The sequence below is a fragment of the Paenibacillus graminis genome (assembly GCF_000758705.1).
Taxonomy (GTDB): domain Bacteria; phylum Bacillota; class Bacilli; order Paenibacillales; family Paenibacillaceae; genus Paenibacillus_AQ; species Paenibacillus_AQ graminis.
Genome location: NZ_CP009287.1, coordinates 6,066,624 through 6,081,254, shown reverse-complemented (window position 1 = coordinate 6,081,254; position 14,631 = coordinate 6,066,624). Strand labels below are relative to the sequence as shown.

The following is a 14,631-nucleotide window of genomic DNA, read 5'->3' as shown; positions in this document are numbered from 1 at the left end:
GGCGGGAGACGCCCGAAAGGATGAACTGCAGATGAAATTTAAAAAAACAGGGATAATTTGGTGTCTTATTATTCTGATTAGCGCTTTGGGATATCTGGGGGTACATCGGGAAGCTTCCTCGGAATCAGGTAAAGAACAAGTGGCCAATCAACCCATTGTACCAAGTCAGCAAGTTTCAAAACATACTTCTAAAGCAAAAAAGATTACTGGAGAAGAGGTTACCGTCATTGGCGATTCGGTTATTGTGGGGGTTGAACCCTACCTGAAAGAACTGCTTCCTAAAATCACGGTTGACGGGAAGGTGGGCAGACAGATGTCACAAGCGAAGAAAGTAATTGCCGAATTAAAAGCAAAAGGGGCACTGGGCGATCACGTCATTATAGAACTTGGAACCAATGGTCCATTCAATAAGGATCAACTCCGCACGCTGTTAACTTCACTGTCCGATGTCAAACAGGTACTTGTAGTAACTGCACGGGTTCCAAAAGGATGGCAGGATACCGTGAATTCAACTATAAAAGCTGCAGTTCCTGAGTTCGAGAATGCCAAAGTAGTGGATTGGTACGCAGCAAGCGAGGGGAAAGAGAATTACTTCTATAAAGACGGAGTGCATCTTAAGCCGGATGGCAGCAGATATTACGCTTCTCTTCTACTGCAGGCTTTGCAAGAACAGTAAGGCTGATGAAGGGGGCAATAGAAAGAAGAGAGGTATCGACATGAAGCGGAAAAAGAAAAGATTTGTAATATTGGCATCCGTTTTTCTCGTTGGGGTTGTTGCGTTTGTGTTTTATTATGTTGCTTCTATCTATAAAGGTCTGGAAGGTTTAAGTAAAACTGCGGATCACTCACCTTTTTATGAGGTGAAAGCAATCGATGAGAAGAGTGTAGAACCTCCGAAATGGACCGGTAAGGAACCGGTCAATATATTATTGATGGGAGTGGATGCCCGCGGAACCAATAAAGGAGAGATTCCCAGATCCGACAGCATGATGGTGGTGACGCTCGACCCAGTCCGTGATCGTATTCATGTGTTTTCCATTCTCCGGGACACCTATACCGAAATTCCGGAGCACGGCAAGAACCGTATCAATACGGCGATCACGCATGGACCCAATACGGCGATGAGCGCGGTGGGCAATTTGCTGGGAATTCCGATTCAATTTTACGTATACACAGACTTTCAGGGCTTTATTAAGCTAGTGGATGCTGTCGGCGGAGTCGATTTCTATGTTGAAAAGGATATGAACTATGAGAGTATAGCCGATAAGCATGAATATGATATTGACCTAAAAGAGGGGCAGCAGCATTTAGACGGGATAACCGCGCTGCAGTACGTTCGCTTTCGTCATGATGCCATGTCCGATTACTCCCGGACGAAACGCCAGCGGGATTTCACCAATGCCATTGCCCAAAAAATGAAAAGCACCACATCCATCATGAAACTCCCCTCCATACTTGAGGAGGTCAGTCCCTATATTGATACAAACCTGTCTGTAAACGATATGTGGAAGCTGGCATCGGTGGGATACCAAAGCAAAATGGAGGCAAGTGAGCAAATCCCTCCCATGGAGCTGGTCAAAGAAACCCGTATGGGAAGAGCAGCGGTCCTGGCCGTCTCTAACCCCAAAGAATTGAAAGAATATATCCGGAATATCATCGAAACTGATGCACCTGGACAGTCAGAAGAGGGGAAACCGAATGTTGAAGAAGCTATTAAATAAAGGCACACTGGCGTTATTGATTTCACTGTCGCTGCTGACCGGCACGACGGCTCACGGTGCAAAGTCTCCGGTTGAAAATAAACCTGTCCAAGTCTTAAAAATGGATCACAATGTGGCATCCATGACGGAAAAGAAAACATTTCAAGTCCGTTTCAATCTGCCGAAAGGTGTAGATTCCCAAAAAATCAGCTGGACCTATGGCGGTAAACCTTTATCTGAATGGAGGAAATATACATTTGAACAACGTAAATACACCGGACCGTCTTTTATCACAGTTAGCCATGTAAAGACAAAAGGAGGTATATTCACGGCAAGCATTACCTTTGACCTGCCTTACGGTACGAACAACCTGGCTGAACCGCGCCTGCAGCAGCCGTTATTCGCTTCACTGATGGGAACCTATGAACTGGCGGCAAAAGCTGACGGACATGTTATTGCCCAGGCTCCAGTGAAATTAGCGCCATATGACAGCTTCCTGACTTACGAGGAGTTGAAGCCGAAGATTGATGCTGTTACCAAGCAGGCGGCAATCAAAAACAAACGGTACATTCATACTGAATCCATTGGGAAGTCGGTCGAAGGAAGGGATATCTACCTCACGATTGTTGCCAGGGACAAGGCGGCGGTCGACAAATACCAGAATAACACGCATCCTGCCATGATCAATAATCCCAAGCAGCTGCAAGCCGATATTAAATTGGGAGTGTTCGGCGACTATGCGGTGCCCATCTGGCTGAATAATATTCACCCGAATGAATCGCCGGGGGTCGATGCCATTTTTAATTATTTTAAGTCTATGGCATTGGACGATCGGATTACGTATAACACCACGCTGTCCGATGGCAAAGCAAGCAAGGTCAACTTTAAGGTAGATGATGCGTTAAAGCATGTGTTCTTCCTGATGTTTTATACGGATAACCCGGATGGGCGCGTTCATACGGAACGGGGCAATGCCAATTATTTTGATTTGAACCGGGACAACTCTTATCAGACACAGCCGGAGACGCGCAGCGTAACAGAACAAATTACGAAATGGTCCCCGCTTTCTTTTCTTGATTTGCATGGATTTGATAAAGGCTTCCTGATTGAACCGGCCACGCCGCCGCATGATCCGAACATCGAATACGACCTGCTCATTGACAGTATGGTGGAGCAAGCAAAAGCCATGGGCGAAGCCGGCATCGCCAACACCAAGTATGATTATTATCATATTCCCTACGAGGAACACCGGAAATCTGTGAAAGATACGAAGTATGTGTCCAAAGGCATTACTTCGGGATGGGATGATGCTTCTCCGGCGTATACCGCCGTATTTGCCATGCATCATGGGGCGCTCGGACACACGCTCGAAATTCCGGAGAATAATGAAGAGTCGACGAAAGCACTATACTATAGCGCGGCAGCAGCAACATCCTATGTCATGAATAATCAGAAAAAGTTGTTCCTGAATCAACTCAAAGTCTATGAACGCGGTGTGGATAATATTGATAATCGTGCAGTCGATAAGTATTTGGTCAATGCCAAGAATGCAGAAATCGGCCGCCCGCGTCAAGGAAATGCAAATTTCTTTCCGGAGTATTACGTACTGCCAATCGATAAAAGCGTTCAAAAAAATGCGCTTGAAGTTTATCGTATGGTTGAATATTTCCTGCGTAACGGGGTTCAGGTTGAGTGTTCAACAGAATCAGTATCCGTGGACGGTAAGACATACCCTGCAGGATCATATGTTGTGAATATGCACCAGGCGATGAGAGGCATGGCTAATCTTGTGTTGTATGACGGAATTGATGTATCGGACTATAAATCGGTTGCCGGAGAGATTGTTCAGAATTTCCCTGATCTGCGCGGGTTCGATCGTTATGTGATCCGGGAGCCACGCGTATTTGCGGGCAAAACGAAGACTGTAACATCCATAGTAGTCCCAGAAACGACGCTGCCGGACAACGCCGGTTATATTCTCATTCGCAACACGAATAACGATGCAATTAAAGCAGTCAATAAGCTGCTTTCATCAGGAAAAGCAGTGACGATGCTTACAGCAAGTAAAGAGGGGTACGAAGCAGGAGATTTTGTAGTTTCCAATACAGACCTGAAACCGCTGGCCTCGAAATATGTTCTTGACGTGGATGCATTTGGGGAAAATAAGCCAGTTGGACAACAACTTAAACGCCTGACTGTAGCCGCGCTGGGTGAACCTGAGTTTGTGTTGGAGAATTTGGGCTTTGCTGTGACAGCAGACCAGAAAAAGGCTGATATCCTCGTAAATACGTTTGATTCTGCTGAGCTGGTAAAGAACGGAATACCTTATATCGCATACGGAAATATGGGGATGAAGAATATCCAGGACTTTATTCCCGGGTTCACCTTTGCCGGGCCGGAGTGGGAGCGTTATGAAGGGGTATTCAGGGCAGATGTTAGCCAAGATAACGTCATCACTGCACCTTACAAAGAACAGGAGAATTTTTATACTGTCACGGGTTCATATATTACAGCTGTGCCGAAAACGGCAAAAGTACTTGCTAACATAAGCAATGAAAACGATTTTTACAAAGCGGGCTGGTGGCCGGGACACGCTGCCGCCAAGGGCCAGATCATGGCCTTCACATACAAAGAAAACAATAAAAATCTTATGGTATTCGCTAACGACTTGACAAATAACGCTCATTCACAGCATCAATACCGTTTGCTGGCGAATTCCATATTCAGTGCAGCTGCCGGGCGGCCGGTTGAAACCTATTAACCAAACATAGTTCTATAGCTGATTTAATATCTTTTAGGGGGAATTTAGTTGTCAAGCCGTATAAATTCGCAGGGTACACGGCGTCTAGTTGCACTCGACGCAGCACGTGGGCTAGCAGTAATAGGAATGTTTTTGCAGCACTTTACTTCAAACAATGTTATTGCTTCTATTGTCTCAGGGAACACAATGATACTATTCATACTTTGTTCCGGCATCTCCTACTCGATCATGACACAGCGCATGATTGAAAAAGGAGAGGAGATGGCTGCATTCAGGGCACAGATGCTGGCACGGGCAATATTCATTGATCTTATTGGTTATCTTCTTATTATGTTAAATGGTCCTTTTTCGGTTATTTTACCTGCCTATGCTACATTATTCGTATTGGCTTTAGTGTTGGTTCGTTGCTCTAGGCGTACACTTTTTACAATATCAGTAGTACTGCTTGTGGCTGGACCTCCACTGATGATTGTAGGTGGCAGTGTGTTGTCAGAAGCCTACTTCCTAGGAGACATAGCTGGCGGTCCATTATCTGCGCTTGGGGTCGCTCCGGTTTTCGTTGCTGGCATGGTGATCGGGCGGCTTAACCTTCATAGTATGCGTAATGCAACGTGGCTTACAGTCACCGGTATAATTATGCTTGTCATCTCTAAGCTATTTTCCACCTCGGTACTTCCTGGGCTGAGCCAGTCTTTTGAGAAGTGGCTTTTAGACTATACGAATATCGCCACTACTCAACCGGATCCATATGCAATCTGGCCACACAATGTAGCACCGCCCCTGTGGCAAATGCTTCTGACCTCAGGTCCGCAGAGCGGGTCAACATTTCAACTCCTGATTGGGCTGGGTACTTCTCTTCTAGTGCTGGGACTGACATGTCTTATAGCGAAGAAGGGAGCTGCTATACTTAAACCTTTTGCCGCAGTCGGACAAGTAGCGTTGACGCTATATGCTGCTCAGTTTGTTCTTGCGTGGGTGCTCATAATTGCTGGCATGAACTATAATATTGGAGAAATTCCATTTGGTGGCGTTATTGTCGTACTGATAACACTTATTGCAGGTGGGCTGCTTGTGCGCTTCTCGATTAGTCCGCTTGAGACAATGATGCGGCGCTTCGACCGGTTATTTAGCGGATTTCAACCAGCTGCTGGCCCAGTGCCAGTCCAGTCCAGCAATATTTCATAACTGAAAGAAGAGGGTAAATTTGATTCGTCTATAGTTCAGTAGGTTCCTTCTGATCGACGCTGCGTGAACGGACCGTTGTTCCAATCGCTGTGCTCTCCAGATTTTTTTCATTCCCCATAGCGGAGAAAATCCGGAGACCAAGGCGAACGCTGTCGCTTTTCCACAATCAGTCCGTCCTCTCCGCTGTTTAAGCGGAATACGGATTTCCCTCTTTAAAAACACAAAAAATGTACAGATGGGGACCGAAAACCAGTTTATTTTTCCGGTGACGACCATGACAAGTCCGCTGCCCGCGAGCGAAAGTGCGGTTCGCAAATTACCTGGTCCATTCTTGACATGGCTGGAATCGTTTTGTGGCGGGTGAATGATTGACAATAGGGTATTCCTCCTCTTAAGAGCAGAGTAGGTCTGCTCTTTTTTTGTTATTGTTTTCCACTCTAGGGCACATGTGGCTAAAGTTTGATCAACATGTAAACAAAATGTCTCTAAAATACAATACAATTTGTTTACCGAATCTGATTGGACAATTAATACGCTAAAAATAGCAATAGGATTGACAGATTGATACTAGATAAAATACTATAGAAATAGTTACAAAAAATTAATTATTTGTTGCCGGATTTCAAACTCCGTAGGCATTGAAGGGAGCAAAAGGTTCTGAAAAAGTTTATTATATCGATTATAGGATCTGCGCTATTATTCACAGCTATGCCAGCGAGTACATACGCAAGTGAAATAAGTCTTGAGAATGAAGTGAACGGGGTTTTGGGGACTCCTTATGTATGGGGAGGAACTACTTCAGCTGGTTTTGATTGTTCAGGTTTCATTTTATATATTATGGAGAAGTTTAATGCAGGAGATCTGCCCCGTACCACAGGGTCTCAAGCCAAGGCTGGCACAGCGGTGTCCAAGGATGATTTGCGGCTGGGGGATTTGGTCTTTTTTAATACTTTGGGTACCGGTGTCTCCCATGCAGGCATTTATATCGGTGATGGCCAGTTTGCACATTCCTCAAGCAGTAGAGGCGTAAGAATAAGCAAGCTCTCGGAATCCTATTACCGTGACCGTTACGTTACAGCCCGCCGTGTAGTAAGCGATACCAGCTATCGTCAGATGACCGGTGAATAAAGCTTCTAAGATAGAAGATTGTTAACAGATTCTATTTTTATAGCCCCGCCTTGTATTCGGAATATTGAATACAAGGCGGGGCTATTTAATTTTATTTTTAATTTTAACTTTGACTTTCATCGGAATCCCATATAATATAACTAATAAATGATAATCATTATCAATGAAATGATAACAATTATCACGGAACGTAATTTAATTTTATACATACAGGGGGATTTGCAAAGTGAACAAAAGGTTATTGAGCTTAACGATGCTTATCATTGTCGTATTGGTTGCAGCAGGATGTGGATCTAAGAACACAAATAATTCAGCAGCGGACGGAGGCGCAACTAACAATGCAGCCGCTACAAACGCAGCTGCTACGAGCAAGGGCGATGAAACCGCTACTGGTCCTATTGTATTAAAAGACGCTAAAGGCGAAGTGAAGCTGGACAAACCTGCGCAAAAGGTCGTAGTCCTGGAGTGGACTTTTACAGAAGATGTTATTGCGCTTGGTGTGCAGCCGGTGGGGAATGCGGATAACGAAAATTATAAGCTGTATGTAACGTCTGAAGCACCACTCGATGCAGGTGTGACGGATGTGGGAACCCGCTCCGAGCCGAATCTGGAGACGATTGCCTCCTTGAAGCCGGATCTGATTATTGCCAATACCGACAATCATGAAGCAATTTATGATCAATTGAAGGCGATTGCGCCAACACTGATTTTGGGCCTGTATCCGCCTGAGGGGCAAGGCGACCAGTATACGGAGATGGAGAATATCTTCAAAACCATTGCAGCGGCTGTCGGCAAAACAGCAGAAGGTGACAAGGTCCTTGCTGATCTGGATGCACATTATGCGGATGCCAAGACTAAGCTGGCTGCAGCAGGCAAGGAAGGCCTGAATTATGTGCTGACGCAGGCCTACAGCTATCAGAATGCAGCGACCATGCGTCTATTTACGGACAACTCGCTGGCCGTACAAACGCTGGATCGGATTGGTCTGAAGAACGACTGGAAGCCGGAGAAATTCGAGATGTACGGGTTCACCACCTCCACAGTTGAAGCCTTGCCTGCCGTTAAGGACACGAATCTGCTCTATATCGTCCAAAAAGATGATGATATTTTCTCAAATGAACTGAAGGACAATTCCGTATGGAACGGCCTTACCTTTGTAAAAGAGAAGCGTACCTTCGGACTGGCCAGCACAACTTGGGTATTTGGCGGCCCGGTTTCCTCCAAAGTCCTCGTTGATGAAGTTGTAAATACATTAACGAAATGAGCACCTATATGAACATCAACACGGGCAAAGAAACCTCACCCGGGATGACCTGGCGGCTGATAGGAATATTTGGGGGCGGCCTGGCCGCCCTTTTCGTTGTATCCCTGCTAAGCCTCTGCTTTGGGGAGGCCCAAATTCCGGCTGCTGCGGTATGGAACGGACTATTGCACCGCCAGGATGTGATGGAGCATAATCTGCTCTGGGATATCCGGATGCCGCGTACAGTGATTGGCATTTTGGCCGGGGCCGCTCTTGCTGCGGCAGGCGCTTTATTGCAGACGATAACGAAAAATCCGCTCGCTTCCTCAGATACGCTGGGGATCAATGCCGGAGCTTACTTTATGGTTGTTCTGGGGATGGTCGCTTTTCCGGCTATGCAGCAGCAGTATCCCTTAGTGCTGGCTGCGGCCGGGGGATTGCTTGCGGCCCTTGCGGCCTATGTCCTGAGCGGAGGACGGAAGGCTACACCTGTCCGCCTGGCTTTATCGGGTATGATCGTATCCATGGTGCTCGGAGCGTTCACTTCAGCCCTTCATATTTTTTTTCAAACTGAAACACAAAATCTGTTTTTGTGGGGTTCAGGTTCTTTGATTCAACTGGACTGGAGCGGTGTTCAGTATGCCTGGCCTTTTGTCATAGTCCTGCTGGGAATTTCGCTGCTCGGAGGCAGGCAGTTTGATGCGCTGGAGCTGGATGAGTCGACTGCCCGCTCCCTTGGACAGCGCGTGGGTTTAACCCGGGCGGCGGGACTCGGCATATCGGTGCTTATGGCTGCGATTGTGGTCAGCGTGGTTGGACCCATTGGCTTCGTCGGTCTGGTCGCTCCCCATCTGGTCCGGCTTAGCGGAATCCGCAAGCATCGTCTGCTCATACCCGCAAGCGCGCTTTGGGGAGCACTGCTGATTACATTGGCAGATACGCTTGCCCGTATGGTGCGGAGCAATCTGGGGGAAATGCCTGTCGGAGCGGTGATGGCGATAATTGGAGCGCCTTGGCTGATTTGGCTTGTGCTCACCAAGATGAAAAATATCTCCGGTTCAGGCACGGGACAGTCCTCAATGAGTATAGGGGGAGCGATGCTGCGTATGCGTTTTGCTCCGACAGCGATATTCATGACCGTTCTCCTGATTGGGGTCATTCTTGTAAGTATGTCGCTTGGGGGAACAAGAATCCCGATAGCCGATTTGTTGGAAAGTCTGGCCGGCGGGGGAGATGGGGCGTATTCAGTTCTGCTGAATTTACGGCTTCCGCGTACGCTTGTAGCAGCTTGCGGCGGTATTGCGCTGGCCATCAGCGGTGTGTTGATTCAAAGCGCTGTGCGAAACCCGCTCGCAGACGCCTCTATTATCGGCGTAACCTCAGGCGCCGGGTTTGGAGCACTGGCCGTGCTGGTCGTGTGGCCGGGATTGCCGGTATTAGCCCTTCCGGCTGCCGCCATAGTGGGTGGAGTGATCGCGGCGGCTTTTGTATTTACGCTGGCCTGGCGCAGAGCTTTGAATCCGTCTGTCCTGATCCTGCTCGGAATCGCGGTTTCGGCCATCGGCTCGGCTGGCATCCAGGCCATGATCGTCAAAGCAAGTCTTTGGAACAGCACGGCATTTATTTGGCTGACAGGTTCGACGTATGGGCGGAGCTGGGAGCAATTTTACAGCCTGTTTGCATTTCTGCTGGTGCTTCTCCCAGTGGCGTACTATTTGGGCAGAAGATTTGATTTGCTGGCATTTGGCGACGAAAGCTCAACAGGTTTTGGCCTGCCGGTCCGCGGAACGAGGTTATGGGCGATGATTATCGGCGTTGTGCTTGCGGCGGGGGCTGTTGCAAGCGTGGGGACGATTGGTTTTCTCGGGCTCATGGCTCCGCATGCGGTGCGGATGATGATCGGGCATCACACAAGACGCTCCATTATCTTGTCAGGTCTGCTTGGCGGCCTGCTGCTTGTCATTGCCGATACGGCCGGAAGAACGGTCATAGCGCCGACAGAGATTCCGTCAGGCCTGATCATTATGCTGCTGGGAGCGCCATATTTCCTGTTTCTGATGTACCGCTCGCTTGTGCGCGGGGCGTAAATGCAGGGTGTTTGAATGTAATTCAGGCGCTATCCTTAAGTCTAGTTAGGATGACTTTGGGATAGTGCCCTTTTTGAATTTGCTGCGGAGTGCTTTAGCCAAAATGAGCCGCACGCGTACCGGATATTTACTGTATCCGGTAACGCGGCAGCTCTACAATGACTGAAGTGCCTTTGGTGAACTCGCTCTCGACCCGCAGTCTTCCGCCATGCATCTCGACAATTTCTTTGCAGATGGCAAGGCCAAGCCCACTGCCGGATTGGCGGGACTTGCCTTTGAAAAATTTGGTGCCCAGCTTCTCCAGATCGCTTTCTTCAATACCCTCTCCGTTATCCGCAACGGTAATGCTTATTTGGGTATCGCCCAAAACTGCCGAGAGCCTGATCTCCCCCTGGGCCGGGGTGAATTTGAAGGCATTGTCCAGCAGGTTGACAAAAACCTGCTTCAAGCGGTTGAAATCCCCGTCCACAGGCAGGGGCTCATCCGGGATATCGGCATACAGGCGGATCTGCTTGGTGGACCCCCGGTACCTGAACTGCAGCAGCAAATCCTCAAGCAGTCCCCGCAGATCATAAGGCTCCAGTTCAAGCGTCAGCTCACCCGCCTGAAATTTGGAGAAATCCAGCAGGTCCTCCACTAATCCAATCAGGCGGTCCGTTTCGCCGGTCATGACCTCAAGCCCCATCAGTGTCTCTTCTGTATCCGACAAATCACCCACAAGCAGCGTTTCACCCCAGCCTTTGATGGAGGTAAGCGGGGTGCGCAGCTCATGCGTGACGGAGGAAATGAAGTCATATTTGATTTTTTCACTTTTAACCATTTCCTCTGCCATGTAATTGAGTGTGACGGCCAGGGTGCCGACTTCATCGTCGTGCCGCTTCTTGGCTCTGACGGCAAAATTACCGGTGGCCATTTCTTTGGCAACACCGGTGAGCTGCTGGATCGGCTCTACAATCCGTTTGGCGATAATAACACTCAGCAGGAATCCGAAGGCAATGACCAGCAGTCCTACCCAGGCAGCGTTAATGAGGATTTTTACAATCACGCTGTATAAAGGTTCTGCCGAGACGGAATAGCGCAGCACACCTATACTTGTCCCGGATTCTTTCAAGGCAATGGATACAGCCAGAATCCGTTCCTCTTTACCGGGCGTAAGGCTCTGATAAGTCCCTTTGCCGCTGGACAGAGCTGCCTTGACATCGGGAGTATCAATCCGCTCAGAGCTTGCGAAGCCGAAGGAGTTGATAATCACTTTTCCCTCCGGACTCAGCACCTCCACTTTGCTGCTCTCGTCAGGGGAGAGGTTCTCCAGTATATATCTGGCCCGTTCATTGATGGAGTAACCCTCCAGATATTTATTGAAAAAGGTAGCAGACGTCGCGGCCCGCGAGGTCAGCGTCTCCATGGCGCTGCCCAGATAGTAGTAATGGACAGCTGTAATAAATACCCCCTCCAGCAGCAGGACAATCAGGAGCAGAACAAGGGTAATATAGACAATGAGCCGGGCTCTGATTCCCTTCAGCACGATTGCGTCCTCCATAAATAGCCGAATCCCCATACCGTTTCCAGGTATTGGGGTCCGGAAGATTCCTGTCCGATTTTTTGCCGGATCCGGCTGACATTGACGTCTACAATCTTAAGCTCACCCATAAAATACTGACCCCAGACGGAGGTCAGTATGTCATCACGGCTAACCGCTTTGCCCGGCTGCTCCATGAGCAGCTTCACAATTGAGTATTCCGTCGGGGTGAGGGGGACATCGATGGTGTTCTTCAATAATTTGCGTTCATCCAGCAGGAGCGTGAACGGGGCCAACTGGATGCTGTTCTGGGGCGGGGGAGCCTCCTCCGGATACATCCGCCGGTACAGGGCTCTAACCCTGGCTGTGAGTTCCACAGGACTGAACGGCTTCACGACATAGTCATCTGCCCCGGATTCCAGTCCCATGACTTTGTCGACCTCCTGACTTTTGGCAGTCAGCATGATGATGCCAAGCCGGGGGTACTGTCTGCGCAGCTCAGCGCATACCTGAAAACCGCTGATTCCGGGAAGCATCAGGTCTATAATTGCAATATCGAAATCCCTATCCTTCCCGGCAATGGCCAGGGCACTTTCTCCCGTGGCGGCTTCGACAACGTCAAAGCCTGCACGCTTCAGATTAATGCGCAGAAGATCGCGTATGGGCTTTTCATCTTCCAGTATCAGCACCTTCATGATTCCAACTCCTTGTTATGGCCGGGGCTTCTGCGGTGTGCCGGCCAGCTGCTGGACTTCCTCCAGCGTCAGCTTCAGCTGCTCATACTCCCGGGCTGCGGACCCCGTGAGCTTGCTGCCGGCATTTGCGGCGGGCAGCGCGGCAACGAGCACGGTTGGCGCCGTTTCATCACTTGTGTTCTGCAATTCGTAGAGCAGTTTGTAGGAAACCTTAGCTGCAATCAGCTGTGCTTCAACTGCCTGCCAATCTTTTTTTGTCAGCAGGCGCAGTTCCAGCAGCTGGGCTTTTTCACCGGAATTTGCATCCTTGTAGCTGAAGCTTATATGCTCCCATGGAGCAGGGGATTCCCCTGTAAGATCCAATTGGTATTTGCCTATCCAGGACGCCGGGATATGAAAATTGAATCCCCACCGGTCGAACTGCTCCTGCACCAGCTTCAGTCCTGTCTGGCCGTCCCATTGATAATATTTAGTAATAAAAGGGGTGGCCAGAGGCGCGAAGCTCTGTGAACCGGCAGGAGGAACAAGAAAGCCGATCTCAACGATTCCATCTCCATTCACGTCCTCGCTGTACAGCGGATAGTCCTTAATTGCCAAGCTGTGTTCGCCCAGCAAGCCGTCCGGTTCAGGAGCAAGCGGCTTTAGCACCAGATTCTTGCTCTCTGCCAGCGCCGGATGCTGATAATCCTCTGCTGCAAGTATATCAGTAAAAGAACCCTTAGCCCAGGTCAGCAGTGAGGTATAGGAAGAATGCGCGCCAATGGCTGCGTCGATAATCAGTGCGCTTTTCGCTGGGGCCACCTTGGCATACATCGCTTGCATGACCATGCCGCTAATGTTCTGGTCGGATAAGCTCTGCAGCTTGCCGCCGTGAAGCCTCAGCAGCTGGAGGTGGGACTCAGGCTGGTTATCGCCATCGACTGTTGAATGGATCAAAGCGATGTCTGTTTTTCCTTCGTTCGTCATATCCCCGACCGCCAGATAATCATAAGGCTGCTTCAGAATCTCCGATAATTGGCCGCCGCTGAGGCTGTATACTGACAGCTCCCTGCCCAGGCCTTCACCGCCGCTGAATCCCAGCAGCACATCCGCCGCTCCATCCCCAGTGACATCAGCATACTTTACATAGTCCAGCTCACTGCCGACTCCGGTAATGTTGATCAGCTTTTTCCATTCACCGCCGGTTTTGGACAGTACAAGCGCATTGATTTCATAGTCGGTTTTATCTGTTTTATAGAAGGCCAGGATTTCATCCTGCCCGTCCTTATCAAGATCCTGCAATTGGATGGCACTGCTGGACTCCGATTGTACAGGCACCGTCAGGTGGGCACCTGCAGACAGGAAAGGCTGAACAATGCTTGTTATCGTTCCATCCGCGCTTCCCTGAGACGGAGCCTTAAGCAAATCGCTGGGGGTTTTCATCGTACTGCAGCCTGTCACGAGGACAGTTAATCCAAGAAGAGCGCTTAGCGCTGATTTATTCATAAAGTATAATCTCCTTTGTTAGGTCTGTGGCTAGTATATCCCAGGTCGATCCGCAAAGTAGTATCAAAACGGTAAAGGATTCAAGGCATCCCTCCCAAAACAGTTACCCTCCACTATACTCCCGCCGGTAGTTCACAGCCAATCCCACAAAATAGAATTTGATGTAATATGAAGGATTGCGTTCCTTATAATGAAAAAATAATAAAGTAAAAGGAGGAAAATAATTCCTGGCGTCGAATTTTGATATTCAGGAGGTGATTGAAATGGCATATTATGCGGTTGAAACATTTGAAGCTCACGACATCACGGAGCTTAGTGATATGATAGATGAACTCATATCGGCAATGAAGCAAGGACAGCTTATAGATATCAAATATCAGGCTGTTCCTACCACTGTATCAACAAATACAGCACACAAGGGTCCCTCTGATACCAAATACACAGCAATGGTTATCTTTACAAAATAAGCGGTATCCTAAGAAAAGCCTCCAGAGCTATGAATAACTCTGGAGGCTTATTTATTGTACAGGAAATTATGTGTTTTTTCAGCCGTGGATAAGTGTAAGGAGATAAAAGGAGCTTTGGTCTGGTTGGTTCATCTAGAGCATAGCGGTTGCCTGGAAGCAACGGCAGAAGTTCCGTTATTAAGCGCCGAAGGCGGGGTTGCCCGGAAACGACGCCAGCCCGATCCGATAGTTGTTCCGGTTAGCTGGCGAAGAAGCAGGTGAATAATCAATAGTTGGAAAAAGGGAACTTATTTCCCCTGCAAATCAACAAATGGGAGATTTAAGTGGAAAAAGGGAAACTTAATTGGCTGATTTTATTACT

Annotated in this window: 11 protein-coding genes; 8 read left to right on the top strand and 3 right to left on the bottom strand. The window is 48.6% G+C overall.

The genetic code is table 11. The annotated features are described in order from the left end of the window. Positions 1–31 precede the first annotated feature (31 nt). From PGRAT_RS26245 to PGRAT_RS26210, 7 genes are all read left to right on the top strand, one after another. Positions 32–676 (top strand): SGNH/GDSL hydrolase family protein, encoded by a 645-nt coding sequence (locus PGRAT_RS26245; protein ID WP_025703993.1) that lies wholly within the window; start codon positions 32–34, stop codon positions 674–676. Positions 677–716: 40 nt separating this feature from the next. After that, positions 717–1,721, top strand: a complete 1,005-nt coding sequence (locus tag PGRAT_RS26240; RefSeq protein WP_025703992.1) for an LCP family protein — start codon at positions 717–719, stop codon at positions 1,719–1,721. Next, the gene (locus PGRAT_RS26235) at positions 1,699–4,461 is read left to right on the top strand and encodes a M14 family metallopeptidase (RefSeq protein ID WP_025703991.1); all 2,763 of its coding nucleotides are present in this window, start codon (positions 1,699–1,701) and stop codon (positions 4,459–4,461) included. Before PGRAT_RS26240 ends, PGRAT_RS26235 begins: the two co-directional genes overlap by 23 nt. 126 nt (positions 4,462–4,587) lie before the next feature. Further along, positions 4,588–5,646 carry a DUF418 domain-containing protein gene (locus PGRAT_RS26230; RefSeq protein WP_155990313.1) on the top strand — a complete coding sequence of 353 codons (1,059 nt, stop codon included), beginning with the start codon at positions 4,588–4,590 and terminating at the stop codon, positions 5,644–5,646. A gap of 657 nt (positions 5,647–6,303) precedes the next feature. Next, positions 6,304–6,774: a C40 family peptidase gene (locus tag PGRAT_RS26220; RefSeq protein WP_025703988.1), complete on the top strand. Its 471-nt coding sequence runs from the start codon at positions 6,304–6,306 to the stop codon at positions 6,772–6,774. 226 nt (positions 6,775–7,000) lie between these two features. Beyond that, on the top strand, positions 7,001–8,038 hold the full coding sequence (locus tag PGRAT_RS26215; protein WP_025703987.1) for an ABC transporter substrate-binding protein: 1,038 nt from the start codon (positions 7,001–7,003) through the stop codon (positions 8,036–8,038). 8 nt (positions 8,039–8,046) lie between these two features. Further along, positions 8,047–10,104: an iron ABC transporter permease gene (locus tag PGRAT_RS26210; RefSeq protein ID WP_042267452.1), complete on the top strand. Its 2,058-nt coding sequence runs from the start codon at positions 8,047–8,049 to the stop codon at positions 10,102–10,104. Positions 10,105–10,231: 127 nt separating this feature from the next. On the opposite strand, the gene PGRAT_RS26205 is transcribed toward PGRAT_RS26210, so the two are convergent. From PGRAT_RS26205 to PGRAT_RS26195, 3 genes are read right to left on the bottom strand one after another with little or no spacing between them, the layout of a single operon-like run. Then, on the bottom strand, positions 10,232–11,629 hold the full coding sequence (locus PGRAT_RS26205; RefSeq protein ID WP_337588161.1) for a sensor histidine kinase: 1,398 nt from the start codon (positions 11,627–11,629) through the stop codon (positions 10,232–10,234). Continuing rightward, a complete protein-coding gene (locus tag PGRAT_RS26200) occupies positions 11,623–12,318 on the bottom strand; it encodes a response regulator transcription factor (RefSeq protein WP_025704904.1) in 696 nt (231 codons plus the stop codon). Before PGRAT_RS26200 ends, PGRAT_RS26205 begins: the two co-directional genes overlap by 7 nt. Positions 12,319–12,333: 15 nt before the next feature. Then, complete coding sequence (locus PGRAT_RS26195; protein ID WP_025704903.1) at positions 12,334–13,803, bottom strand: FG-GAP repeat domain-containing protein; 1,470 nt, start codon at positions 13,801–13,803, stop codon at positions 12,334–12,336. A 263-nt stretch (positions 13,804–14,066) separates the two neighbouring features. Between PGRAT_RS26195 and PGRAT_RS26190 the strand changes: the two genes are divergently transcribed. Next, positions 14,067–14,270, top strand: a complete 204-nt coding sequence (locus PGRAT_RS26190) for a sporulation protein Cse60 (protein ID WP_025704902.1) — start codon at positions 14,067–14,069, stop codon at positions 14,268–14,270. The last annotated feature ends 361 nt before the right edge of the window (positions 14,271–14,631 follow it).

What these genes read in the sequence shown, in the direction of transcription:
- PGRAT_RS26245 (WP_025703993.1), top strand. Translation starts at nt 32, where the DNA reads ATGAAATTTAAAAAAACAGGGATAATTTGGTGTCTTATTATTCTGATT.
- PGRAT_RS26240 (WP_025703992.1), top strand. Translation starts at nt 717, where the DNA reads ATGAAGCGGAAAAAGAAAAGATTTGTAATATTGGCATCCGTTTTTCTC.
- PGRAT_RS26235 (WP_025703991.1), top strand. Translation starts at nt 1,699, where the DNA reads ATGTTGAAGAAGCTATTAAATAAAGGCACACTGGCGTTATTGATTTCA.
- PGRAT_RS26230 (WP_155990313.1), top strand. Translation starts at nt 4,588, where the DNA reads ATGTTTTTGCAGCACTTTACTTCAAACAATGTTATTGCTTCTATTGTC.
- PGRAT_RS26210 (WP_042267452.1), top strand. Translation starts at nt 8,047, where the DNA reads ATGAACATCAACACGGGCAAAGAAACCTCACCCGGGATGACCTGGCGG.
- PGRAT_RS26200 (WP_025704904.1), bottom strand. Translation starts at nt 12,318, where the DNA reads ATGAAGGTGCTGATACTGGAAGATGAAAAGCCCATACGCGATCTTCTG.
- PGRAT_RS26195 (WP_025704903.1), bottom strand. Translation starts at nt 13,803, where the DNA reads ATGAATAAATCAGCGCTAAGCGCTCTTCTTGGATTAACTGTCCTCGTG.
- PGRAT_RS26190 (WP_025704902.1), top strand. Translation starts at nt 14,067, where the DNA reads ATGGCATATTATGCGGTTGAAACATTTGAAGCTCACGACATCACGGAG.